This window comes from Micromonospora cabrerizensis, assembly GCF_022230955.1.
In the GTDB taxonomy this organism is placed as follows: Bacteria; Actinomycetota; Actinomycetes; order Mycobacteriales; family Micromonosporaceae; genus Micromonospora; species Micromonospora cabrerizensis.
Genome location: NZ_JAKKFI010000079.1, coordinates 56,465 through 80,841, shown reverse-complemented (window position 1 = coordinate 80,841; position 24,377 = coordinate 56,465). Strand labels below are relative to the sequence as shown.

At 72.8% G+C, this 24,377-nt stretch carries 17 protein-coding genes; 13 read left to right on the top strand and 4 right to left on the bottom strand.

What is annotated here, in order from left to right; genetic code table 11:
- Nucleotides 1–81: 81 nt before the first annotated feature.
- The 7 genes from LADH09A_RS20660 (at nt 82) to LADH09A_RS20630 (ending at nt 6,608) form a co-directional block, all read left to right on the top strand.
- Nucleotides 82–912 (top strand): DUF4397 domain-containing protein, encoded by an 831-nt coding sequence (locus LADH09A_RS20660; protein ID WP_238647123.1) that lies wholly within the window; start codon nt 82–84, stop codon nt 910–912.
- Complete coding sequence (locus tag LADH09A_RS20655; protein ID WP_238647122.1) at nt 909–1,562, top strand: class F sortase; 654 nt, start codon at nt 909–911, stop codon at nt 1,560–1,562. The genes LADH09A_RS20660 and LADH09A_RS20655 overlap by 4 nt, the downstream gene beginning before the upstream one ends.
- Before the next feature lie 107 nt (nt 1,563–1,669).
- Nucleotides 1,670–2,845 (top strand): cysteine desulfurase family protein, encoded by a 1,176-nt coding sequence (locus LADH09A_RS20650; RefSeq protein WP_238647121.1) that lies wholly within the window; start codon nt 1,670–1,672, stop codon nt 2,843–2,845.
- Nucleotides 2,846–3,050: 205 nt separating this feature from the next.
- Nucleotides 3,051–4,124 (top strand): tRNA 2-thiouridine(34) synthase MnmA, encoded by a 1,074-nt coding sequence (gene mnmA / locus LADH09A_RS20645; RefSeq protein WP_238647120.1) that lies wholly within the window; start codon nt 3,051–3,053, stop codon nt 4,122–4,124.
- Nucleotides 4,125–4,161: 37 nt separating this feature from the next.
- Nucleotides 4,162–5,166 carry a methionine synthase gene (locus tag LADH09A_RS20640; RefSeq protein ID WP_238647119.1) on the top strand — a complete coding sequence of 335 codons (1,005 nt, stop codon included), beginning with the start codon at nt 4,162–4,164 and terminating at the stop codon, nt 5,164–5,166.
- Nucleotides 5,167–5,202: 36 nt separating this feature from the next.
- Nucleotides 5,203–5,568, top strand: a complete 366-nt coding sequence (locus LADH09A_RS20635) for a VOC family protein (protein WP_238647118.1) — start codon at nt 5,203–5,205, stop codon at nt 5,566–5,568.
- A gap of 29 nt (nt 5,569–5,597) precedes the next feature.
- Nucleotides 5,598–6,608, top strand: a complete 1,011-nt coding sequence (locus tag LADH09A_RS20630) for an ADP-ribosylglycohydrolase family protein (protein WP_238647117.1) — start codon at nt 5,598–5,600, stop codon at nt 6,606–6,608.
- A 753-nt stretch (nt 6,609–7,361) separates the two neighbouring features.
- On the opposite strand, the gene LADH09A_RS20625 is transcribed toward LADH09A_RS20630, so the two are convergent.
- Nucleotides 7,362–7,898 carry a type II toxin-antitoxin system PemK/MazF family toxin gene (locus tag LADH09A_RS20625; RefSeq protein WP_238647116.1) on the bottom strand — a complete coding sequence of 179 codons (537 nt, stop codon included), beginning with the start codon at nt 7,896–7,898 and terminating at the stop codon, nt 7,362–7,364.
- A gap of 364 nt (nt 7,899–8,262) precedes the next feature.
- Between LADH09A_RS20625 and ligA the strand changes: the two genes are divergently transcribed.
- From ligA to LADH09A_RS20595, 6 genes are all read left to right on the top strand, one after another.
- Nucleotides 8,263–10,398, top strand: coding sequence for an NAD-dependent DNA ligase LigA (ligA, locus tag LADH09A_RS20620; RefSeq protein ID WP_238647115.1), 2,136 nt, complete (start codon nt 8,263–8,265; stop codon nt 10,396–10,398).
- 157 nt (nt 10,399–10,555) lie between these two features.
- On the top strand, nt 10,556–13,270 hold the full coding sequence (locus tag LADH09A_RS20615) for a bifunctional diguanylate cyclase/phosphodiesterase (protein WP_238647114.1): 2,715 nt from the start codon (nt 10,556–10,558) through the stop codon (nt 13,268–13,270).
- A 157-nt stretch (nt 13,271–13,427) separates the two neighbouring features.
- The gene (gatC, locus tag LADH09A_RS20610) at nt 13,428–13,733 is read left to right on the top strand and encodes an Asp-tRNA(Asn)/Glu-tRNA(Gln) amidotransferase subunit GatC (RefSeq protein WP_088946529.1); all 306 of its coding nucleotides are present in this window, start codon (nt 13,428–13,430) and stop codon (nt 13,731–13,733) included.
- Entirely contained in the window at nt 13,730–15,205 is a 1,476-nt protein-coding gene (gatA, locus tag LADH09A_RS20605) for an Asp-tRNA(Asn)/Glu-tRNA(Gln) amidotransferase subunit GatA (RefSeq protein WP_238647113.1), read from the top strand. Before gatC ends, gatA begins: the two co-directional genes overlap by 4 nt.
- A 13-nt stretch (nt 15,206–15,218) precedes the next feature.
- A complete protein-coding gene (gatB, locus tag LADH09A_RS20600; protein ID WP_238647112.1) occupies nt 15,219–16,718 on the top strand; it encodes an Asp-tRNA(Asn)/Glu-tRNA(Gln) amidotransferase subunit GatB in 1,500 nt (499 codons plus the stop codon).
- A 122-nt stretch (nt 16,719–16,840) separates the two neighbouring features.
- Entirely contained in the window at nt 16,841–19,198 is a 2,358-nt protein-coding gene (locus LADH09A_RS20595; protein WP_238647111.1) for a thiamine pyrophosphate-binding protein, read from the top strand.
- Nucleotides 19,199–19,507: 309 nt separating this feature from the next.
- Here the strand turns inward: LADH09A_RS20595 and LADH09A_RS20590 are convergent, their stop codons facing one another.
- The 3 genes from LADH09A_RS20590 to LADH09A_RS20580 form a co-directional block, all read right to left on the bottom strand.
- Nucleotides 19,508–21,073, bottom strand: coding sequence for a metallophosphoesterase (locus LADH09A_RS20590; RefSeq protein WP_238647110.1), 1,566 nt, complete (start codon nt 21,071–21,073; stop codon nt 19,508–19,510).
- Nucleotides 21,074–21,134: 61 nt separating this feature from the next.
- Nucleotides 21,135–22,307, bottom strand: a complete 1,173-nt coding sequence (locus LADH09A_RS20585; RefSeq protein WP_238647109.1) for a PQQ-dependent sugar dehydrogenase — start codon at nt 22,305–22,307, stop codon at nt 21,135–21,137.
- Between the two features lie 92 nt (nt 22,308–22,399).
- Nucleotides 22,400–24,217: a SpoIIE family protein phosphatase gene (locus LADH09A_RS20580; RefSeq protein WP_238647108.1), complete on the bottom strand. Its 1,818-nt coding sequence runs from the start codon at nt 24,215–24,217 to the stop codon at nt 22,400–22,402.
- Nucleotides 24,218–24,377: the final 160 nt, after the last annotated feature.

The following is a 24,377-nucleotide window of genomic DNA, read 5'->3' as shown; positions in this document are numbered from 1 at the left end:
GCATCCACCCGTCGGAGAGCCGGCGTAACCCGTTCTGCAAGCCAGGCCTGACGAATCAGCAGTTATCAGCAGGAGGCAGACATGCAGCTCTCGTACTTCCGTCGGGTCGCCGCGGGCGGGGCGGTCGCCGCGCTGGCGTTCGCCGGTGTCGGCGCGCTCACCGCCACCCCCGCGTACGCCGCCACGTCGAAGGTCTCCGTCGTGCACGGCATCCCGGACACCCCGGTCGACGTCTACGTCAACGGCAAGAAGACGCTGGACAACTTCAAGCCCGGCGACGTGGCCGGCCCGCTCAACCTGGAGGAGGGCGACTACGACATCGCGCTCACCAAGCCCGGCGAGCCGATCGGCAGCGCGATCCTCAAGGTCGACAACGCGGCCGTCCCGGGCGGGGCGAACATCAGCATCGCGGCCCACCTCGACGCCGCCGGCCAGCCGAAGATCACGCCGTTCGCCAACGACGTCTCGAAGGTCGCCGCAGGCAAGGCCCGGCTGATCGTCCGGCACACCGCCGCCGCCCCGGCCGTCGACGTACGCGCCGGTGGTACCCCGGTCTTCGAGGACCTCACCAACCCGAACGAGGCCAAGGGCGACGTCGACGCGGGCAACGTGAAGGCGGACGTGGTGCTCGCCGGCACCGACACCGTGGCCATCGGCCCGGCGGACCTCAACCTCAAGGAGGGCACGGCGACGATCGTCTACGCCATCGGTTCCGCCGAGGGCAAGACGCTCGGCGTGGTGGCGCAGACCATCACCGGCCTGCACTCCGCTCCCGGTGGCGTGCCGAGCGGTGACGGTGGTCAGGCCGGCACGGGCGTGGACACCTGGTGGTACGTGCTCACCGGCGCCGGCGTACTCCTGCTGCTCGGTGGTGGGGTGCGGATGGCGACCGCGCGGACCGGTCGCAAGTGACGGTGCGCAACCGCGGCGCGCTGGCGGCCCTGGCCGCCGGCGTTGCCGCGCTCACCGTCGCCGCCCTGGTGGCGTGCGGCTCCCAGCCGGCCGGGAACGTCGGTGCCGAGAAGGCGAGCACGCTGGCCAGCACACCGCCGGCCACCGCCAGCGGGCCGTCGGTCCCGGTGACCGCCGGTGAGCTGCCGGCCGACGCGGCGATCATCCCGCCGGTACGGCTGGTGATCCCGGGGATCGACGTCACCGCCACGGTCAACGCGGTCGGCATCAACGAGCGGACCAACGAGTTCGAGGTGCCGCCGAGTGTCGACCAGATCGGCTGGTACCGCCACGGCCCCGGCCTGGAGGCGGACGCCGGCTCGGTGGTCATCGCCGGTCACGTGGACAGCGCCAAGCAGGGCAAGGGGGCGTTCTTCCGGCTGCGCGAGCTGAACCAGGGCGACACGTTGACCGCGACCGGCAGCGACGGCGAGGCCCGGCGCTACCGGGTCGTCGCGCGGGAGGAGTACGCCAAGACCAAGATCCCACTGGACCGGTACTTCGCCCGGGACGGGAAGCCACGGCTGACCCTGATCACCTGCGGTGGGCCGTTCGACGCCAAGGCCCGCAAGTACCGCGACAACATCGTCGTCACCGCGGTGCCCGCCTGACCGGGGGCCGCCCGCATCGGGCCGGGGTGGGACTCCCGCCCCGGCCCGAAGCGCTGCGTCCCCTCCGGCATTCGGCCCCCGAGGTGTCGGCCGTAGGCTGAACGGTGATGGCATACCTGGATCACGCGGCGACGACTCCGATGCTCGACGAGGCACTGGAGGCGTACCTCGCTACCGCCCGCGAGGTCGGCAACGCGTCCTCCCTGCACGCGGCGGGTCGCCGTGCCCGTCGCCGGGTCGAAGAGTCGCGCGAGCGGATCGCCGCGGTCCTGGGCGCCCGGCCGTCTGAGGTGATCTTCACCGGTGGTGGCACGGAGAGCGACAACCTCGCGGTCAAGGGCATCTTCTGGGCACGCCGGGGAGCCGGCCCCGACCGCCGCCGGGTGGTCTCCAGCGCCGTCGAGCACCACGCCGTGCTGGACGCGGTCGACTGGCTGGCCCAGCACGAGGGCGCCGAGGTGGGCTGGCTGCCCGTGGACGCCGCCGGTCGGCTCGACCCGGAGGATCTGCGCGCCGAGCTGTCCGCGCACGCCGACCGGGTGGCCGTGGTCACCGCGATGTGGGCGAACAACGAGGTGGGCACCGTCCAGCCCGTCGCCGAGCTGGCCGCCGTCGCCGCCGAGCACGGTGTGCCGTTCCACACCGACGCCATCCAGGCGGTCGGTCAGGTGCCCGTCGACTTCGCCGCCAGCGGGGTCGCCGCGCTGACCGTGACCGGGCACAAGTTGGGTGGCCCGACCGGGGTGGGTGCGCTGCTGCTCGCCCGTGACGTCGCCGCTACGCCGCTGCTGCACGGCGGCGGGCAGGAACGCGACGTACGCTCCGGCACCCTGGACACCGCCGGCATCGTCGCCTTCGCCGTTGCCGTCGAGTCGGCGGTCAAGGGCCAACAGGAGTACGCGGCCCGGGTGGCCGCGCTCCGGGACGACCTGATCGAGCGGGTCCGTCGTGCGGTGCCCGAGGTGATCTACAACGGTGACCCGACCGACCGGCTGCCCGGCAACGCGCACTTCTCCTTCCCCGGCTCCGAGGGCGACGCCCTGCTGCTCCTGCTCGACGCGCAGGGGATCGCCTGCTCGACGGGGTCGGCCTGCTCGGCGGGCGTGGCCCAGCCGTCGCACGTCCTGCTGGCGATGGGCGCCGACGACGACCGCGCCCGCTCCTCGCTGCGCTTCACCCTGGGCCACACGAGCACCCAGGCCGACATCGACGCCCTGGTGGCGGCCCTCCCGGCAGCGGTGGACCGAGCCCGCCGAGCCGCAGCCCTCCGCACCCCCCGCTAACCCCGCCGCCCCCGCCGCCCCGCCCCCTTCCCTTGTCGATCAAGGAGTTGTGGTGGGTGGCAAAGGTCGCTAATCGCCTCATTCCTGGCACCACAACTCCTTGATCGACCGGCGGCGGTGGCGGGGTCGGTGCGCGGGCGTGGGGAGGGGTTGGGGTGGTGGATAGGGTTGTCGTGGGGAACTGGGGTGGGAAGGGAGTGGGCTGGTGAGGGTTCTGGCGGCTATGTCGGGCGGGGTTGACTCGGCCGTGGCGGCGGCGCGGGCGGTGGCGGCCGGGCACGACGTGACCGGCGTGCACCTGGCCCTGGCCCGCAACCCACAGACCTATCGGACCGGTGCGCGGGGCTGCTGCACCCTGGAGGATTCCCGGGACGCGCGGCGGGCCGCCGACGTGATCGGCATTCCCTTCTACGTGTGGGACATGGCCGACCGCTTCCACGAGGACGTGGTGGACGACTTCGTCGCCGAGTACGCCGCCGGTCGAACGCCGAACCCCTGCCTGCGCTGCAACGAGAAGATCAAGTTCGCGGCGGTGCTGGACCGGGCGGTGGCCCTGGGCTTCGACGCGGTGGTCACCGGTCACCACGCCCGGCTCGGCCCGGACGGGCTGCTGCGGCGCAGCGTCGACATCGCCAAGGACCAGTCGTACGTGCTGGCCGTGCTCACCCGCGAGCAGCTGGACCGCTCGATCTTCCCGCTGGGCGACTCGACCAAGGCGCAGGTCCGCGCGGAGGCCGCCGAGCGTGGCCTGGCGGTGGCCGACAAGCCCGACTCGCACGACATCTGCTTCATCGCCGACGGCGACACCCGCGGCTTCCTGGCCGGACGACTCGGCGAGGCGCCCGGCGACGTGGTGGACGCGAGCACCGGCGCGGTGGTCGGCAGTCACAGCGGCGCGTACGCGTACACGGTGGGGCAGCGTCGCGGCCTGCACCTGGACCGGCCCGCCCCGGACGGCCGACCGCGCTACGTGCTCTCCATCACCCCGAAGACCAACACCGTGACCGTCGGCCCCGCCGAGGCGCTGGAGGTGTCCGAGGTCCGCGCCGTCCGTCCGGTCTGGACCGGCGGCGCACGGCCGGACGCGCCGGTCGAGTGCGAGGTGCAGCTTCGCGCGCACGGAAGCGTGGTGCCGGCGACCGTCGCCCTCGTCGGCGACACGATGCACGCCGAGCTGCGCCGGCCGGTACGCGGTGTCGCCGCCGGTCAGGCCGTGGTCGCGTACCGGGCGGATCCGGCTGGCGACGTGGTCCTCGGCTCCGCGACCATCACCGGCTGACCGCACGGCCCGGGTGTTCGCGGGATAGCCTTCGGCCGTGACAGATCAGGCGTGGCCCTGGCCCGCCGGCGCGGCAACCGGAATTGGTTCGCTGCCCGGCACCGACATCGGCGAGGCGCAGCGGGTGGTCCTCGGTGAGCTTCCCGAGCTGCCCCACCTGCCCGAGTTGCCGGCACGTGGTCCCGGCGCGGACATGATCGGCCGGTCCGCCGGGCTGCTCGTCGAGCTGCCCGTCGAGGTGTACGCCGGGCGGTGGCAGGTCGCCCCACGCCCGGGCCGCGACCTGCGTCGGGCCCGCGACCTGATGGAACGCGACCTGGACCAGCTCGCCGAGCAGGCCGAGGGGTACGCCGGGCCGATCAAGGTGCAGGCCGCCGGCCCGCTCACCCTGGCCGCCTCCCTGGAGCTGCCGATCGGTGGCCGTCTGCTGCGCGACCCCGGCGCGGTCCGCGATCTGACCGGCTCCCTCGCCGAAGGGCTGCGCGCGCACGTCGCCGCGGTGGCCCGGCGGCTGCCCCAGGCGTCGGTGCTGCTCCAGTTGGACGAACCGTCGCTGCCGACCGTGCTGGCCGGGCGGGTGCCGACCGAGAGCGGGCTGGGCGCCTACCGGGCGGTCGACCCGCTGGATGCGGCCGCGCTGCTGCGCACGGTCGTCGAGGCGGTCGGCGTGCCGACGCTGGTGCACTGCTGCGCCCCGGACGTGCCGCTGGAGCTGATCCGCTCCACCGGCGCCGTCGCGGTCGCCCTCGACCTCGACCTGGTCACCAAACTGGACCCGCTGGGCGAGGCGATCGACGCCGGCCTCGGGGTGCTGGCCGGTGCCGCGCCGACCCGGCCGCCGTCGGCCGGTGGCGCGCCGACCTCCGCGCAGATCGCCGATCGGGTACGCCAGGTCTGGGACCGCCTCGGCTTCCCTCGTCGGCAACTGGCCGAACAGGTGGTGGTCACCCCGGCCTGCGGACTCGCCGGTGCCACCCCGGAGTACGCGCGCGTGGTGCTCGCGGCCTGCCGGGATGCCGGCCGGCGGCTCGCCGAGGATTGAGGTTTCCTGTCGTACCCGGTGGGCAGGATGACGGTCATGATTGGACAGCTGCGTTCAGTGGTGATCGACTGCCCGGATCCGCGGGCGTTGGCGGCGTTCTACGCCGAACTGCTCGGCGTTCCTTTCGCCGAGGGTGACTCCGACGACGACTGGGTGGTGCTGGGCGGTCCGCCCGGCCACCAGCCCCGTCTCGCCTTCCAACAGGCGCTCGACCTGCGGCCCCCGGCCTGGCCGGACCCGGAGCGCCCTCAGCAGTTCCACCTCGATGTCACGGTGGACGACATCGAGAGTGCGGAGAAGGCGGCGCTCGCGCTCGGTGCCCGGCGGCTGCCCGGTGAGGGCGAGGGTTTCCGGGTCTATGCCGACCCGGCCGGCCACCCGTTCTGTCTCTGCTGGGACTGAAACTGACAGGGTTGCGGCGGCCGGGCATCATGGCCGCCGTGATCCCCACCTCCCCGCTGCGTGCCTCCGGCTCGCTCTTCGGCCTCGCCTACGGTGACGCGCTCGGCAAGCCCACCGAGTTCCTGACCGTCGCCGAGATCGAGCACCGGTACGGCCCGACCGGTCCCCGTGAGCTGACCGGCGAGCCGGCACTGGTCACCGACGACACCCAGATGGCGCTCGCGGTGGGTTGGGCGCTGCACGAGGCGCCCTCGCTCACGCCGGAGGCGGTCGAGCCGCTGCTGCGGCAGCGTTTCCTGGCCTGGGCGGTCAGCCCGGACAACAACCGCGCCCCGGGTATGACCTGCCTGCGCGCCTGTGCCGAGCTGACCCAGGGGGCGCGCTGGCAGGACGCCACGGTGATCGGGTCGAAGGGGTGCGGGGCCAACATGCGGGTCACCCCGGTTGGCCTGCTCGACGTCAACCTGGACACGCTGGCCGGCCTGGCCCAGCTCCAGGCCGGGATGACCCACGGCCACCCGACCGGGCTGGCCGCCAGCGAGTTGACCGCGTACGCGGTCCGCGCGCTGCGCGCGGGCGCCACGCTGCCCGAACTCCCCGCGCTACTCACCGAGCGGGCGCTCAGCCAGCGACTGGTCTACCGGGATCAGTGGCTGGGTGACCTCTGGCAGCGCGCCGGTTCGCATTCCCCGCAGGAGTTCATCGCCCACGGCTGGGACGAGTGCCTGGCGGTGCTGGGCCGCCTGACGGACGCCCTGCGCCAGCCGGACGACGGCGGCGACCCGTGCCGGGCCACCGGTGAGGGCTGGGTCGCCGAGGAGGCGCTGGCCACCGCGCTGCTCTGTGCCGTCCGCCACGCCGACGACCCGGTGGCGGCACTGGCCCGGGGCGCGACCACCGCCGGTGACTCCGACTCGATCGCCGCGCTGGCCGGCGCGTTCGTGGGCGCATCCGCCGGGATGAGCGCCTGGCCGAGTGGATGGGCCGACCGCATCGAGTACGCCGACCAACTCGCCACCCTCGGTCAAGCCTGGGACTGATCCGCCCACCCGGCCGCGGTCTGACCTCGGCCCCGGTCCGGGCCTCGGCGCCGGTCTGACCTTGGCTCCGGTCTGACCTTGGCCCCGGTCTGACCTCGGCTCCGGTCCGACCCGCTGTGCGGGCTTGATTCACTCGTCTTTCTGAAAGTCGGGGTCTCCCGTGGTGTCGGATGCCGCGTTTTTCAGGAACCCGAGTCGATCACGCCTCCTGGCCAGGCTGGCACGGTTCAGGCGGCTGGTTTGCGCCTCTGGCCACCCGGCGGTTGATCTGCGGCCTTGCTCACTTGCCCGCCCGCTTGCTTGCCCGCCTGCCCGCCGGCCGCCTGCCCGCTGGCCGCCTGCCCGCCTGCCCGCTGGCCGCCTGCCCGCCTGCCCGCTCACCTACCCGCTTGCTCGCTTGCCCGCTCGCCCGTCGGCTGGTTTGCGCCTTTGGCCCGTCTTGTCCGTCTGCCAAACCTTGCCCTGCGGCGTGATCCACTCGGGTTTCTGAAAGTTGGGGTGTCCCTGGTGTCGGATGCCGTGTTTTTCAGAAAGCCGAGTCGATCACGGCCCCTCGTCAGGGCGACGGGCTGGTCAGGACGACCGGGTGGTTGGCACGACTGCGGTCAGGGCGACCGTCGACGGGCCGGGGCGACCAGGTGCTGGGTGAGGGCGACCGTCGGCGGGCCAGGTCGACTCGGCGGTGGGCCAGGGCGGCGAGGCGGTGGGTGAGGTCGACTCGGCGGTGGGCCGGGGCGGCGAGGCGGCGGGTGGTCAGGGGGTGGGCAGGTGGCGCAGGCTGCGGACCTTCTTCCACAGCTCGGCGTCGCAGCGCCCGGCGTGGTCCGCGAAGTTGGCCGAGCTGAGTCGGATCGGCTCGGTCAGGCTGAGGTAGCTGTCGTGCTCCGCGCCGGGGTCCCAGTCGAGGGTGGGGATCCGCACGTGGTCGTCCCGGTCGCTCTTGTCCTGGCTGGTGATCTTCAGGACGTCGGCGCCCCGGGAGTCGGCACGCAGCACCAGGCAGGGGCGCACCTTCGACCCGCTGCCGTCGGCGTACGGCACGTCGGCCCACCAGATCTCGCCCGGTGCCGGAGCACCGGCCGCCCGTCCGGTGTCGCGCGAGCGCGGTTTGGTGGCCGGTCGATCGCTGCCGCGTGGCCTCGGTGCCGTCGAACGACGGCCAGGGCGGCTGCCCCGATCCGGCCGGGTGCCCGGACGGCGGTTGGCCACCCGGTGCCGCCAACTGTTCCACGCCCAGCCGGCGGCCACCACCAGCAGGATCGCCACCGCCCAGAGCAGCGCCTCGGGCATGCGTACCTCCGCCTCTCGGCGACCCTCCGGGTCGCACCGTCCGGCGATCCTCGCACGCCGCCGTCCGTGCCGCCCGGCAACCACCCCGCGCCCGGCAATCACCCCAAGCCCGACAACCACCCCCAAGCCCGGCAACCACCCCCGCAGCTGCCACCGCTGCTCGGTACCCCTCGGTCACCCGTGACCACCTGATGCCGGGTAGCTGAATCGGCCCGTCGCCCACTACCGCCCATCCCATGACCAAGCGCGCAACCGAGGGAGACGTCGCTGCGGGTGCGGGCGGGCGACGGATTGTCCCACCGGCCCGATACCGTGCCGGAGTAGCGTGATCAGGGAGGTCGCAGGCGTGTCCGAAGGTGGCGGTGTGTCCGAGGAACAGATCGGTCAGCAGGTCAGCCCGGCTCAGGAGGCGGCGGCCGGTGCCGAGCCGACGTCGCAGGCCCGCGAGCGGCACGCCACGCTCAGCCAGGAGCTGACGGAGCACCAATACCGTTACTACGTGTTGGACGCGCCGATCATCACCGACGCCGAGTTCGACAAGCAGCTGCGCGAGCTGGAGGCACTGGAGGCGGAGTTCCCGGCTCTGCGGACGCCCGACTCGCCGACGCAACGGGTTGGCGGCACGTTCTCCACCGACTTCACCCCGGTCACCCACGCCGAGCGGATGCTCTCGCTCGACAACGCCTTCGCCGACGAGGAGCTGGCGGCGTGGGCCGAGCGGGTCGAGCGGGACGCCGGTGGCTCGGTGCCCTACCTGTGCGAGCTGAAGGTCGACGGGTTGGCGATCAACCTGACCTACGAGAAGGGCCGGCTGACCCGTGCGGCCACCCGGGGTGACGGCCGCACCGGTGAGGACGTCACCGCCAACGTCCGCAGCATCCGGGACGTGCCCGGCCAGCTCACCCCGTCCGCCGACTTCCCGGACGTGCCCGAGCTGGTGGAGGTCCGGGGCGAGATCTACTTCCCGGTCGCCGCGTTCGCCGACCTCAACGCGGGCCTGGTGGAGCAGGGCAAGGCGCCGTTCGCCAACCCCCGCAACGCCGCAGCGGGCAGCCTGCGGCAGAAGGACCCGCGGGTCACGGCCTCCCGGCCGCTGCGCCTGGTGGTGCACGGCATCGGCGCCCGCCGTGGGTTCCAGCCGACGGCCCAGTCCGAGTCGTACGCGGCGCTGCGGTCGTGGGGGTTGCCGACCAGTGACCGGTGGCGGGTCGTGCCGGACCTGGCCGGCGTGGCGGAATACATCGCCTACTACGCCGAGCACCGGCACGACGTCGAGCACGAGATCGACGGCGTGGTGGTCAAGGTCGACCCGGTGTCCATCCAGGGCCGGCTCGGCTCGACCAGCCGCGCGCCGCGCTGGGCCATCGCCTTCAAGTACCCGCCGGAGGAGGTCACCACCAAGCTGCTCGACATCGACGTCAACGTGGGCCGCACCGGGCGGGTCACCCCGTTCGCGGTGCTCGAGCCGGTGCGGGTGGCCGGCTCCACCGTCGCGCTCGCCACCCTGCACAACGCCCGTGAGGTCGAGCGCAAGGGGGTGCTGATCGGCGACACGGTGGTGCTGCGCAAGGCCGGCGACGTGATTCCCGAGGTCCTCGGCCCGGTGGTCGACCTGCGGCCCGCCGACGCCCGGCCGTTCGTCATGCCCACCACCTGCCCGGCCTGCGGCACGCCGCTCGCGCCGTCGAAGGAGGGCGACGTCGACATCCGTTGCCCCAACACCCGTAGCTGCCCGGCCCAGCTGCGCGAGCGGGTGTTCCACCTCGCCGGTCGTGGTGCCTTCGACATCGAGGCACTCGGCTACAAGAGCGCGGCGGCCCTGCTGGACGCGGAGGTCATCGCGGACGAGGGCGACCTGTTCCAGCTCGACGCCGAGCAGTTGTCCCGGTCCCCGTTCTTCGTCAACAAGGACGGCAGCCTGGGCAGCAACGCGGCCAAGCTGCTCGACAACCTCGCCGTCGCCCGGGAGCGTGACCTGTGGCGGGTGCTGGTGGCGCTCTCCATCCGCCACGTCGGCCCCACCGCCGCGCAGGCCCTCGCCCGGCACTTCCGCTCGATGCCGGCCATCGACGAGGCCAGCGAGGACGAGCTGTCCTCTGTCGACGGGGTCGGGCCGACCATCGCGGCCAGCATCCGGGAGTGGTTCGCGGTGGACTGGCACCGGGAGGTCGTCCGTAAGTGGGCCGAGGCGGGCGTACGGATGGCCGAGGAGGCTGTCGACGAGGGGCCGCGCCCGCTGGAGGGGCTGACCGTGGTGGTGACCGGCACGCTTGCCGGCTACTCGCGGGACCAGGCCGCCGAGGCCGTGCAGAGCCGGGGCGGCAAGCTCAGCGGGTCGGTCTCCAAGAAGACGAGCTTCGTGGTCGTCGGCGACAACCCGGGGTCCAAGGCCGACAAGGCGGCCAGCCTCAAGGTGCCGGTGTTGGACGAGGACGGGTTCCGACTGCTGCTGGACGCGGGCCCGGACGCCGCACGCGAGGTCGCCCAGCCGGGTGGTTGATCCCGATCGCGGCGTGCGGCGGCGACTGGCCGCGTATACCAACTTAATTACGACTACGACCGATTCGTGACTGTCATACCGGGAAACTGGGGGCCGAGGGCGTTTCATTGGGTCACGGCGTGCCACACCGGCACGACGACGGTCGTCGGGAGGTGTGGTGGAGGTCGCCGATCCACGCAACTCGCTCCCCCCGGGGCGGGCCACACCGTTCGCCACCTTCGTCGTCGGCATCCTGGTGGTCGCCGCGCTGACCGCCGCCGTACCCCTCGCGTCCCTTCCGGACGACGTGTCCCGGCTGCCGGTGGCGTTCTGGACGATGGCGGCGCTCGCCGTGGTCTGCGACGCCCGTCCGTTCGTGCCGCCGGGGCGCCGGCAGACCTCCGCGGTCTTCCCGTCCACCTGTTTCACCTTCGCGATCCTGCTCGGATGGGGCCTCGGCCCCGCGGTGGTGGTGCAGGCGGTGGGGGTGATCGTCTCGGGCTGGCGGATGCGGCACGCGGCGTGGCGGACGGCGTTCAACGTCGGCCAGTACGCGTGCGCCCTCGCCGCCGCGTACGGGGTGATCCAGCTCGGCTCGGGCACCATCTTCTCCGACGGGCGGTTGCACTGGACTGACGTGGCTGCCGTCGGCGGTGCCACGTTGGCGTGGTTCGTCGTCAACTACGGGCTGGTCAGCTGGGCGGTGCGGCTGCGTTTCGGCGACCGGTGGTGGCCCACGCTGCGCCAGGGCCTCGGCTTCGAGTTGCTCTCCACCGGTTCACTGCTGCTGCTCGCCCCGGTGCTGGTTGCCGCCTCGCGGGTCAGCGCGGCGCTGATCCCGCTGGTGCTGGTGCCGCTCTTCGCGGTCTACCGGATGGCCCGGCTGACCGTCGAGCAGCAGCACCTCGCCGCCGCCGACCCGTTGACCGGTCTGCCCAACCGCAAGGCGCTGCTGGCCGAGGTGGCGGAGCAGGTGCACCTGCACGCCGAGCGGACGGCCCGCGGCGAACCCGGCGGGCAGCTGGCGCTGCTGCTGATCGACCTGGACCGTTTCAAGAACGTCAACGACGCGCTCGGGCACGCCGTGGGCGACCGGCTGTTGGTCGAGGTCAGCGCCCGGCTCACCGACGTGCGGCCCCGACCACAGATGATCGCCCGGCTCGGCGGCGACGAGTTCGCCATCGTGATGACCGGCCTGACCGACGTCGGTCAGGCGCGGGAGCTGGCCGACCAGGTGGTGCAGGCGCTGGCCGAGCCGGTGCCACTCGACGGGCTGCCGTTGGATGTGGGCGGTTCGATCGGGATCGCGCTCTTCCCCGAGCATGGGGAGGACTTCGCCACCCTGATGCGTCACGCCGACGTGGCGATGTACGACGCCAAGCACCGCAACGACACCGTGGCCGTCTACGCCCCCGAGTCCGACCACAACTCCGCCGAGCGGCTCGGTCTCCTCGCCGACCTGCGCCGGGTGTTGGAATCCAGCCCGTCGACTGAGCTGTTCGACGCCGATCCGGCAGACCAGGCCGACGCGTCGTTCGACGCCGTCCCGACGGACCAGCGCCCGACCGAGCACGCCGGGCAGAGCGGGCTGGGCCGGCACGCCGAGCACGTCGAGCACACCGACGGGCACGCCCGGGAGGTGGTGCCGAGCGGCGCGGAACCGGCTGTCGACGTACCCCTTGCCGCGACGGCGGAGGTTCGCGGCGGTGACGGTGCGGCGCTGCCCATCGGGTCCCCGGCCGAGGCCGCGCCACACGCGGACCCGGCACCGGCGGTCGCCACGGCACCTCCGGCCGGCAACCGGTGGTGGGGACGCCGTCGGCGCAACGACGCCGAGCTGGTGCACGCCGACGAGCTGATCAACCGGATCGCGACGGGGGCCGACCCGATCCGGGGCCGCGGCTCCCGCTCCACGGTCACCGGCACCCGCTCCGGCCCGCCCCGAGAGCGACGTGCGGGGGCCGGCAACGGCCGCCGATCGCCGAACGGGAGCGGGGTGCCCACGAGGGGCAACGGCGGCTTCGGGCGGCGGCGGGACACCGCGACAGGCGGCCCGAGCCAGCCGGTCGAATCGACGGGGTGGGCGCACGCGGACGGTGACGCGGCGGACGACGCCGGGGAAATCACCATGTACTACCAGCCGCAGATCGCCATCGCGACCGGCGAGGTGGTCGGTGTCGAGGCCCTGCTGCGGTGGCGGCATCCCCGGCGGGGCATGGTCGACCCGGAGGAACTCATCCGGGTCGCCGAGCAGAGCGCGGTGATGCGACTGCTCACCCGGCGGGTGGTCGACGACGTGGTGGAGCAACTCGCCAAGTGGTCGGCGGCCGGCATCGGCCTGCGCGCGGCGCTGAACGTGAGCGTGCGCGACCTGCACACCGGCGACGTCGCCGACCAGATCGCCGACCGGCTGGCCCGTTACGGGGTGCCCGCCGACCGGTTGCAGGTGGAGATCACCGAAGGTGCGTTGATGGCCGACCCGCGCCGGGTGCTGGCCACGATCTCCCAACTGCACCGGATCGGGGTCGCCATCTCGTTGGACGACTTCGGCACCGGCTACTCCTCGCTGCAACACCTGCGCCGGTTGCCGCTGTCCGAGGTGAAGGTGGACCGGTCGTTCGTGCTCGGCATGGCCGAGGACGCCGACGACGCGGCGATCGTCCGATCGATGATCGAGTTGGCCGGTGCGCTGGGGCTGCGGGTGGTCGCCGAGGGCGTCGAGGACGAGCGGACCTGGCGGCTGCTGCACGCCGCCGGCTGCGACGCCGCCCAGGGCTGGTTCTACGCCCGGCCCATGCCGGCCGAGGAACTGGTCACCTGGCTGGCCCGGTACCGGCCGGTTCGTCCGAGCGGTCCCGCGCAGGCGGACATCGGTCGCCGCCCCACCCGTTGACCTGTCCGCCGACACGGCATCACGGCCGTCGGAGGGGGAGTCGGGGACGCGGCACCGGAGCGGAACAATAGACTCGCTGCGGTCACCGCGCGTCACGCTCCACCCGCCGCGCGGCCGGCACACCGCCCGACCAGCAGGACATCAGAAGGGGGCACGGATGGCCGCCATCTCCCGCGAGGAGGTCGCGCACCTGGCGCGCCTGTCGCGGCTCGCCGTCACCGAGGAGGAGCTGGACATGTTCGCCGGCCAGCTCGACGTGATCCTCCAGGCGGTCGCTCAGGTCGGCGAGGTCGCCGCCGCGGACATTCCGCCGACCTCGCACTCGGTGCCGCTGACCAACATCTTCCGCGAGGACGTCGTCACGCCGTGCCTGACCCCGCAGGAGGCGCTGTCGGGCGCACCCGACGCCGAGGACCAGCGGTTCCGCGTACCGCGGATCCTGAGTGAGGATGTGGCCTCGTGAGCGACTTGACCAGAATGACCGCGTCGGAGATCGCGTCCCTGGTCGCCGGGGGCGAGACCTCCGCCGTCGAGGTGACCCGGGCGCACCTGGACCGGATCGCCGCGGTCGACGACCGGGTGCACGCCTTCCTGCACGTCGACACCGACGGCGCGCTCGCCGCGGCCCGCTCGGTGGACGAGCGTCGGGCCGCCGGTGAGGAGCTGGGCCCCCTCGCGGGTGTGCCGGTCGCGGTCAAGGACGTGCTGGCCACCCGGGGCGTGCCGACCACCGTGGGGTCGAAGATCCTGGAGGGCTGGCGCCCGCCGTACGACGCGACGATCGTGCAGCGGCTGCGCGAGGCCGGCACGGTGATGCTCGGCAAGACCAACATGGACGAGTTCGCGATGGGCTCCTCCACCGAATACTCGGCGTACGGCCCGACGCACAACCCGTGGGACCTGAGCCGGATCCCGGGTGGCTCGGGCGGTGGCAGCGCCGCCGCGCTGGCCGCGTACGAGGCGCCGCTGGCGATCGGCTCGGACACCGGCGGCTCGATCCGCCAGCCCGGCGCGGTCACCGGCACCGTCGGTGCGAAGCCCACCTACGGCGGCACCTCCCGCTACGGGCTGGTGGCCTTTTCCTCGTCGCTGGACACTCCGGGCCCGTGTGCCCGTACGGTGCTCGACGCGGCCCTGCTGCACCAGGTGATCGGCGGGCACGACCCGCGTGACTCCACCTCGATCCCGCAGCCGGTGCCGGACGTGGTGGCGGCGGCGAAGCTCGGGGCGACCGGCGACCTGACCGGTGTGCGGCTCGGCATCGTCAGCGAGTTCGTCGGCGAGGGCGCCGAGCCGGGCGTGATGGCCGCGTTCCGCGAGTCGGTGGACGCCCTCGCGAAGCTGGGCGCGGAGATCGTCGAGGTGTCCTGCCCGACTTTCGCGTACGCGCTGCCGGCGTACTACCTGATCGCCCCGAGCGAGTGCTCCTCCAACCTGGCCCGGTTCGACGGCGTCCGGTTCGGCCTGCGGGTCGGCGACGACGGCAACCGGTCGCTGGAGGAGGTCATGTCGCTGACCCGCGAGACCGGCTTCGGTCCGGAGGTCAAGCGTCGCATCATGATCGGCACGTACGCCCTGTCGTCGGGTTACTACGACGCGTACTACGGGCAGGCGCAGAAGGTCCGGACGCTCATCACCCGGGACTTCACCGCCGCTTTCGAGCGGGTCGACGCGCTGATCTCGCCGACCACCCCGTCGGTGGCGTTCCCGATGGGGGCGCGGACCGCCGACCCGTACCAGATGTACCTGGCCGATCTGTACACGATCCCGGCCAACCTGTACGGCGGGCCGGGCATCTCGGTGCCCTGCGGCATCTCCGAGGGGCTGCCCGTCGGCCTGCAGGTGATGGCCCCGACGATGGCCGACGACCGGATGTACCGGGTCGCCGCCGCGTTGGAGTCCGCGATCGGCACGTTCACGCCACCGGCACTGTGAGGCAGGAGCCCCGATGACGACGACACTGCCCGCGTACGACGAGGTCGTTGCGCGCTACGAACCGGTGATCGGCCTGGAGACCCACGTCGAGCTGGGCACGAACACCAAGATGTTCTGTGGTTGCCCGACCGACTTCGGTGGCGAGCCGAACACCCGGGTCTGCCCGGTGTGCCTGGGCCTGCCCGGCTCGCTGCCGGTGGCCAACAAGGCGGCCATCGAGGCGATCATCCGGATCGGCCTGGCGCTGAACTGCTCGATCGCCGAGTGGTGCCGGTTCGCCCGGAAGAACTACTTCTACCCGGACATGCCGAAGAACTTCCAGATCAGCCAGTACGACGAGCCGATCTGCGTCGACGGTTACCTGGACGTCGAGGTGGGCGGCGAGACGGTGCGGATCGAGATCGAGCGGGTGCACCTCGAGGAGGACACCGGCAAGACGCTGCACGTCGGTGGCGCGACCGGCCGCATCCACGGTGCGACGGAGTCACTGGTCGACTACAACCGGGCCGGCATCCCGCTGGTCGAGATCGTCACCAAGCCCATCCCGGGCACCGGTGCGCTCGCCCCCGACGTGGCCAAGGCGTACGTCACCGAGCTGCGCGACGTGATCCGCACCCTCGGCGTCTCGGACGTGCGGATGGAGGAGGGTTCGCTGCGTTGCGACGTGAACACCTCGCTCAACCTGCCGGGGCAGGAGTGGGGCACCCGTACGGAGACGAAGAACGTCAACTCGCTGCGGTCGGTGGAGCGGGCGGTCCGCTCGGAGATGCTGCGGCAGGCGTCGGTGCTCGACGCGGGCGGTCGGATCACCCAGGAGACCCGGCACTTCCACGAGGACAGCGGCGACACCACCCCGGGGCGTTCGAAGGAGACGGCCACCGACTACCGGTACTTCCCGGAGCCGGACCTGGTGCCGATCGCCCCGGACCCGGCGTGGGTCGCCGAGCTGAAGGCCGCCCTGCCGGAGCTGCCCCGGGTGCACCGGCGTCGGCTCCAGCAGCAGTGGGGGCTCTCCGACCTGGACATGCAGTCGGTGCTGAACGCCGGCGCGGTCGAGCTGATCGAGGCCACGGTGGCCGCCGGCACCACTCCGGCGGCGGCCCGCAAGTGGTGGTTGGGTGAGCTGTCCCGTCGGGCCAACGAGAGCGGTGTGGAGCTGGCCCAGATCGGTGCCACGCCCGCCCAGGTCGCCGAGTTGCAGGGGCTGGTCGACGCCGGCAAGCTCAACGACAAGATGGCCCGCACGGTGCTGGAGGGCGTGGTCGACGGTGAGGGCTCGCCCACCGAGATCATGGCCAGCCGGGGCCTGGAGGTCGTGTCGGACACCGGCGCGCTGACCGCCGCCGTGGACGAGGCGATCGCCGCGAACCCCGGCATCGCCGACAAGATCCGCAGTGGCAAGGTCGCCGCGGTCGGCGCGCTGGTCGGCGCGGTCATGAAGACCACCCGGGGTCAGGCCGACGCGAAGACCCTGCGGGAGTTGATCCTGGAGCGCCTCGGCGTCCAGGGCTGACACGCACCTGGAGCAGGCCGCCGCCGGGACCCGGCGGCGGCCTGCCGCCACCCCCTGTCGACTACGCGGCCACCCCGTACCCCTCGCGAGGGCGTCAACGGCGACGCCTGGATGGAGCCACCGTGACCCAGCACGACCTCGATGTCCTCGACGAGATCCAGCGGCGGGTGCTCTGGCTCGCCACCCGGATCGTGGACGCCGCCAACCACGACCGGGCCACCGGCGACGGTGTGAAGGTCGGCGGTCACCAGGCGTCCAGCGCCTCCCTGGTCACGGCGATGACCGCGCTCTGGTTCGCGCACCTGGACGCCGAGGATCGGGTCGCGGTGAAGCCCCACGCGTCCCCGGTGTTCCACGCCATCCAGTACCTGCTCGGTAACCTGGACCGCTCCTACCTGCCCCGGCTGCGGGCCCGGGGCGGCCTCCAGTCGTACCCGTCGCGGACGAAGGACCCGGACGAGGTGGACTTCTCCACCGGCTCGGTGGGGCTGGGCGCTGCCGCGCCGCTCTTCGCCGCCGCCACCCGCCGTTACGTCGACGCGCACTTCGGGGCCCGGCCGCACTCGCGGTTCGTGGCGCTGATCGGCGACGCCGAGCTGGACGAGGGCAACATCTGGGAGGCGGTCGCCGACCCGGCGACCACCGGGCTGGGCAACGTCATGTGGCTGGTCGACTTCAACCGGCAGTCGCTGGACCGGGTGGTCCCCGGCATCCGCATCAACCAGTGGCGGGGGCAGTTCGAGGCGGCCGGCTGGCACGTCGTGGAGGTCAAGTACGGTCGCCGGCTCGCCGAGGCGTACGCCCGACCGGGCGGCGAGGCGCTGCGCGACTGGATCGACGCGATGCCCAACGAGCAGTACCAGTCGCTGTTCGGGCTGACCGGCCCGGTCCTGCGCAAGCAGTTCCTGGACGGCGCGCCGGCCGGCATCGACGAGCTGATCGCCCACGTCGACGACGAGGAGCTGGGCCCGCTCGTCACCGACCTGGGCGGGCACGACCTTTCCGCGATGCTGGACGCGTACGCCCAGTGCGACGCGGTGACCGACCGGCCCAGCGTCGTGTTCGCGTACACCGTGAAGGGTTGGGGTCTGCCCATCGCCGGCAACCCGCGCAACCATTCCGCGCTGCTCAGCTCGGAGCAGGTCGACACGCTGCGGGCCGCGCAGGGGTTGACCGCCGAGACCGAGTGGGACCGCCTCGACCCGGCGTCACCCGCCGGGATCCAGGCCGGCGCCCGCCGGGAGGCGCTGTCCCGCGCGCCCCGCGAGCGCGCGCTCGGGGTCACCGTCCCGGAAAGCACGGGAGTACGCGCAACCAAGCCCACCTCCACGCAGGAGGTCTTCGGTCGGGTGCTGGTGGACCTGGCGCGCAACCGGGAGGTGGGCCGCTACCTGGTGACCACCGCCCCGGACGTGGCCACCTCCACCAACCTGGCCGGGTTCATCAACAAGACCGGGGTGTTCGCACCCACCGAGCAGCGCTCCTGGACCGAGGACCGGATGCTGCGCTGGACGGAGAGCCCCGCCGGGCAGCACATCGAGCTGGGCATCTCGGAGATGAACCTGTTCCTGCTGCTGGGTCAGCTCGGCCTGTCCTGGGACCTGTCCGGGCAGCCGCTGCTGCCGGTGGGCACGGTCTACGACCCGTTCGTGCTGCGCGGTCTGGACGCGTTCCTGTACGGCACGTACTCCGGCTCCCGGTTCGTGGTGGCCGGCACCCCGTCGGGCATCACCCTGGCTCCGGAGGGCGGCGCCCACCAGTCCACCATCACCGCGTCGGTCGGCCTGGAGCTGCCCGGGGTGACCTTCCTCGAACCGGCGTACGCGCCCAGTCTCGACTGGTTGCTCTGCGACGCGCTGGGGCAGATCGCCGGCGGGTCGACCCCGGCCGCGACCGCCGCGCCGACCGAGGACGGGGCGTACTACTTCCGGTTGAGCACCCGCCCGCTGGACCAGGCGCCGTTCGAGGCGGCCCGGACCCGGCTCGGCGACGCGGTCCTGCGTCGGCAGGTGGTCGCCGGGGCGTACCGGCTGGTCGACGCGCACCAGGCGTACCCGCACCTGGTCGACGCCCCGGTGGTGCAGCTGGCCGCCTCCGGCGCGGTGCTGCCCGAGGTGCTGGCCGCCGCGGCGGAGCTGGCCGACGAGGGCGTCGCCGCGCACGTGGTGGACGTGACGAGTCTCGACCGGCTCTACCGGGCCTGGCAGCGGACCCTGCGCCAGGGTGTGCGGACGGCCACCGTGCCCAGCGTGCCGGGCGCGCTGCGGTCCGCGTTCGTCGATCGGGTGCCGGTGGTGACCGTGCACGACGCCGCGTCGCACGCGATGGCCTGGCTCGGGTCGGCGCTCGGCGCGCCAGCGGTGCCGCTCGGCGTGGACGAGTTCGGCCAGTCCGGCACCGTCGCCGAGCTGTACGAACTGCACGACCTGCTGCCCGGCAGCATCGTCAACGCCGCGCTGGCCGCCATCGCGCTGCGCTGACCGGGGCGGGGAGCGTCATCACACTGAGTGAGTCGCAGAGGAAAGAACGCCCTTGCAACTCGCTGTAATCGTCCCTGTCACCCAGACCACTGTCGTTTCCTCCCTTTGCTCTGCAGCCGCGGATGCGCCACCCGCTCTGAACAGCGCGAACCGACCGTTGCTCTATCGGCGTCGTGCCGTGCGGGGCGCACCGACAGTGACTGGTGCAGATTGGGCTGCAGAGCAAAGGGGGAAGCAGGGGTCGTGGGGGCTCGTCTCTCTTGACTCTCTGTCGCACTCGAGGGGCGGCGGTCGCCCTTCGACGCCGCGTCAGCGGGTCGGGCTGGTGGTGGGCGAGGGGGACGCCACGGTGGGGTTCTCCACCAGGCGTCGTTCCAGGTTGACCTGGGCCTGCCCGGTGCCGCCGACGGTGATGGTGTCGTACGCCTGGAGCATCTTCTGCTGGTCGAAGTACAGCACGCTCATCGACAGGGGAGTCGGCTTCTCGCCCTCCAGGCCGCGCAGCCCTGCACCGCCGGTCGAGCCCTCGACCATCAGCGTGGTGGGCTGCTGCCCGGGCGCCTGCGGCAGCTTGGAGACCTGCCGCGAGTGGGTGTGCCCGGCCAGCACCAGCGGGCAGGTGCCGGAGAGCGGCCCGGCCGACGCCGGGTCGTGCACCAGCGCGATGTTCACCGGTTGGGGTGAGCGGCGCACGGTGGTCGCGAGCTGCTCGCCGACCCCGGTCACCTGGTCGGCGACCTGCTGGGTTAGGCCGCTGCCGGCGGGGGAGGTGTTCTTGTCCGGGGTGAAGCGCGGGTCGCCGATGCCGGCGATGGTCAGCCCCGCGACGGTCGTCGTCGAGTTGTTCAACACGATCGCGTTCGGTTGGCGGGCCACCGCGGCGGCGGTCTTGCCGGAGTCGTGGTTGCCCCGGATGAAGACGTACGGCTTCTTGAGCAGGCCGATCGAACCGACGAAGGACGCCTCCGGCTCGCTGCCCCAGTCGGTGATGTCGCCGGTGTCGATCACCACGTCGATGCCGAACTGCTCCACCACGGTGCGGATCAGCTGCCAGCCGGTCGGGTTGAGGTGCATGTCGGAGACGTGCAGCACCCGCGTGGTGCCCGGGGTCGGCTCCAACAGCGGCAGCGCCGAGACGGTGGTGTAGAGCTGGCTGACATTGCCGACCAGGCGTTGCAGTTGCTCGGCGTACTTGGTGTAGTCGTTGGCGATCCGGCGGGCGTCACCGACGATGGCCGGCGCGTTGACCAGCAGCCCCTCGTAGCGTGGTTCCTCGATCGCCTGGGGACGCAGCGTGGCCGCCGCCGTGCCGAGGCTGCCGGCGGTGATCAGCAGTGCGAGCCCACCCGCCCAGGCGGTCCGTCGGGCGTTGCGGAAGATCAGCCCGGCCAGGATCAGGGTGACCAGCACCGACGCGCCGAGGGTCCGTAGGCCGAGCCGCATCACCCCGGAGCGGACGTCCTCCACGGCGCTCTGGCTGGCCCGGCTGATGCTGGCCGGGTCGTCGATCAGCGCTTCGGTGCGGCCCTGGTCGAGTGCGCCCAGCCGGACGGTGAGGTGGGTCGGCCCGTCGTGGCTGTCGAGCAGCAGCGCGCCCAGCGGCGGGATGTCGACGGTGGTGCCGCCGTCGCGCGCGGGGGAGATGCTGAGGTTGGCGCGGAACGGGCCGATGTCGGTGTCCACCCGACCGCCGGCCAGCACCCCGAGCACCGCCCCGGCCAGGGCCACGGCGAGGACGGCGACGACCAGCCCGATGCGGCGAAGCGGCCCGGCGGACCCGAGCGGTCGAGTGTTCGGGCGCGGCCGGTCGCCGCCGGTCGCCGGGTCGTCCCGGTCGTCGGCGTCGTCGTGCTGCTCGTCGCGTTGCCCGTCCATGCTGAAAGTCTGACCTGCCCAACGAAAGATCTTGGCAAACCTGAAGGGATGGTGACGAACGTCAGCTGCGGCCGCCGTCGTCCCCCGCGAAGACCACCCGCAGGAGCCGGTCGTCGTCGCCGGCGGGGTCACCCCGCCCGTCGTGGTTGGAGGTGCCTACCCAGAGCGACCCGTCCGGTGCCGCGGCCACGGCGCGCAGTCGGCCGTACCGGTTGGTGAGCAGCTCGCTGGGCTGGCCGAGCAGCGTGCCGGTGTCGGTCAGCTCCATCACCCAGAGGCGCTTGCCGCGCAGACAGCCGGTGACCAGCAGCCGGTCCGTGGCGGCCAAACCGGAGCAGGAGGCGTCCGAGGTGGCCCACTGCGTGATCGGGTCGGTGAACCGCCTGTCGCCGGCGCGTCCCTCGACCTCCGGCCAGCCGTAGTTGCCGCCCTTGGTGATCTGGTTGATCTCGTCCCAGGTGTTCTGGCCGAACTCGACGGCGTACATCCGCTTGGCGGCGTCCCAGGTGAAACCCTGGACGTTGCGGTGGCCCAGTGACCAGACCGGGGAGTTGGGGTACGGGTTGCCGGCGGACGGCTTGCCGTCCGGCGTGATCCGCAGGATCTTGCCGCCGAGGCTCTTCACGTCCTGGGAGGAGGGGCGCTCACCCGCGTCGCCCGTGCTGACGTAGAGCTGCCCGTCCGGGCCGAAGCCCAGCCCGCCACCGTTGTGCACGTTGGCCTTGGGGATGCCGGTGAGGATCGGCGTGGGCTGACCGCCGAGTTGCAGCCGGGCGACCCGGTTGTCCTGTGCGGCGGTGTAGTAGACGAAGAGCGTCCGGTCCTGCGCGTAGCTCGGGGAGGCGGCGATGCCGAGAAGACCGCCCTCGCCGGCCGCAGCCACCTCGGTGATCGTCTGCACCGGGCGGACCCGCAGCCCGTCCGGCCCGGACTCCGGGCCGACCTGGAGGATCCGGCCGTTGTCCCGTTCGGTGACCAGCGCGCCGCCGTCCGGCAGGAAGGCGATGCCCCACGGCACCCGCAGGCCCTTGGCGAGCACGGTCGCCACCGCCTGCTGACCGGCGCCGCCAGCGCTCGCCGGCGCGGACGGGGTGGGCAGGTTGGGCGGCTCACCGGCCGGGTCGGGTTCCGGTTCGCCGAAGCTGCAACCCGAGGCGAACAGCAGCGCCGCGCAGGACGCCGCGACGGTCGCCCGGAGGCGGCGGACGCGAGGGTACGGGGGACGGGCTCTCACCCGGCCCAGGGTAGCCCGCTGGACGGCCGGGCCGGGCCCGTCGGGATCCGACGGGTGCCGGTGAGCCCGCCCGGCGGTTACCGGTGGACCGCTCACCGTGCCCGTACGGCCAGCAGCGCGGTGTCGTCCTCACGGTGGTGGATCGAGGCGAGAAGCAGGTCGCACAGCTCGTCGAGGGGCAGGGTGTCGGTGCCGGCCAGCCGGCCGGTCAGCTCGGCGAGGCCGTCGTCGATGGACCGGTCCCGCCGCTCGATCAGCCCGTCGGTGTAGAGCAGCAGGGTGTCGCCGGCGGCCAGGTTGGTCGACTGACTGGTCCGCGGCGACGGCCGGGCCAGCCCGAGCAGCGGCTCCGGGGTGGCCTCCAGGGCCTCGACCGCCCCACCGGCGCGCACCACCAGGGCCGGCGGGTGCCCGGCGTTGGACCAGGTCACCTCGTGGACACCGCCGCGCTGCGGGCAGATCCGGACCAGCGTCGCGGTGGCCGCGATCGGCAGCCGCAGGCCACGGATCGCGCCGTCCAGGTTGCTCATCAGCGACCCGACCGTGTCCGGCCGGCCGAAGGCGTTGCCCCGCACCAGGTTGCGGAGCTGACCCATGGTCGCCGCCGCCTCGATGTCGTGCCCGGCCACGTCGCCGATCGCCACGATCACATCACCGTCGGGCTGGACGAAGGCGTCGTACCAGTCGCCACCGACCTCCACCCGGTCGGCCGCCGGCTGGTAGCGGGCCGCGAGCTCCAGCTCCGTCACGATCGGCAGCCGGGGCAGCATGCTGTGTTGCAGGACCTCGGCGACGTGCCGCTGCTCGCCGTACATCGAGCTGTTGCCCACGGCCTGGCCGGCCCGGCGGCCGATGTCGACAGCGGTGAGCAGGTCGCGGTCGTCGAACTGCTGACGTTGCGCGCCGTTGACGAGGGTGATCGCGCCCAGCACGGTGCCGCCGGCGCCCCGCACCGGCACGCTCAGGTAGGAGGCGATGCCGAGACGTTCGGCGATCGTCGCCATCTCCGGGTGCGTGGTGCCCCTCGTCACGTCGGCCAGGGACGCCACGCTGCCCAGCCGGGGCTGACCGGTCCGCAGGACCGCCCGGATCATCGACTCCGGGCTCAGCCCGGTGCGCAGCAGCTCACCGAAGCGGTCGACGTCCGTCGCCCGGACCGGGTCGCGGTGCACCGAGACCACCTCACGGGGCAGGCCGGTCGGCCCGATCAGGGTGAGCAGGCACCAGTCGGCGAGCAGCGGCACCATCGCGGCGGCGAGCCGGCGCAACGCGGTGCCCACGTCCAGTGTGCCGGCCAGCGTCTCGCTCACCCCGGCCACCAGCTCCAACCGCTCGTGCGCCTGCACGATCCGCCGCCCGGCCTCCTGAGCGCCGTCGAGCGCGATCCGCAGTCGCAGCTCCGACGAGCAGGCGGCTGCCAGGTCGGCCAGTGTCCGCAACTGCGCGGCCGTCCACGCGCGGGGCTTGCTGTCGATGGCACACAGCGAGCCGAGCACCCGACCGGAGAGATCGGTCAACGGCATTCCGGCGTACGCGACCACGCCGAGGTCGTCGATCGCCAGATTGTCCCGCACGCGGGGGTAGAGCCGGGCGTCCGGCAGCACCATCGGCACCTCGATGTCCACGACGTGCTGACAGAACGAGTGGCTCAGCGGGGTCTGCCGACGCTCCGACCAGGGCTCCGGCAACCCGACCGCGCCGGGGAAGAACTGCCGGTCGGCGGAGACCAGGGAGACCAGCGCCACCGGCACGTCCAGCAGGTCGCTGACCAGCCGGGCGAAGCGGTCGAACGCCTCGTCCGGGGCGGCGTCCAGCCCGGTGTCAGCGAGCGCACGAAGCCGCGCCGGATCGCCGAGCACCGACGGTGGAGCGATCGGGAGCCGGGCGGTGGCGGGGGAGCCGTCGGTCATCGAGCACCTGTCTGCCGGGGCGGAGGCCGACCGGCCCTCCGACCCTTCGTTATACCTCGTTCGGGGCGGAGTCGAACATCGGTGTGCTGAGTCTCGCCCGCTGCGGCACCGCGCGCCATCCCCCGGGACGCCGGTTCGTCGCCGTGCCGCGCCGGCCGCA

Coding starts and splice junctions, on each gene's coding strand:
- LADH09A_RS20635 (WP_238647118.1), top strand. CDS start 5,203: ATGATTGGACAGCTGCGTTCAGTGGTGATCGACTGCCCGGATCCGCGG.
- LADH09A_RS20660 (WP_238647123.1), top strand. CDS start 82: ATGCAGCTCTCGTACTTCCGTCGGGTCGCCGCGGGCGGGGCGGTCGCC.
- gatC (WP_088946529.1), top strand. CDS start 13,428: ATGGCCGCCATCTCCCGCGAGGAGGTCGCGCACCTGGCGCGCCTGTCG.
- LADH09A_RS20630 (WP_238647117.1), top strand. CDS start 5,598: ATGGCCGCCGTGATCCCCACCTCCCCGCTGCGTGCCTCCGGCTCGCTC.
- LADH09A_RS20580 (WP_238647108.1), bottom strand. CDS start 24,217: ATGACCGACGGCTCCCCCGCCACCGCCCGGCTCCCGATCGCTCCACCG.
- gatB (WP_238647112.1), top strand. CDS start 15,219: ATGACGACGACACTGCCCGCGTACGACGAGGTCGTTGCGCGCTACGAA.
- LADH09A_RS20590 (WP_238647110.1), bottom strand. CDS start 21,073: ATGGACGGGCAACGCGACGAGCAGCACGACGACGCCGACGACCGGGAC.
- LADH09A_RS20650 (WP_238647121.1), top strand. CDS start 1,670: ATGGCATACCTGGATCACGCGGCGACGACTCCGATGCTCGACGAGGCA.
- LADH09A_RS20625 (WP_238647116.1), bottom strand. CDS start 7,898: ATGCCCGAGGCGCTGCTCTGGGCGGTGGCGATCCTGCTGGTGGTGGCC.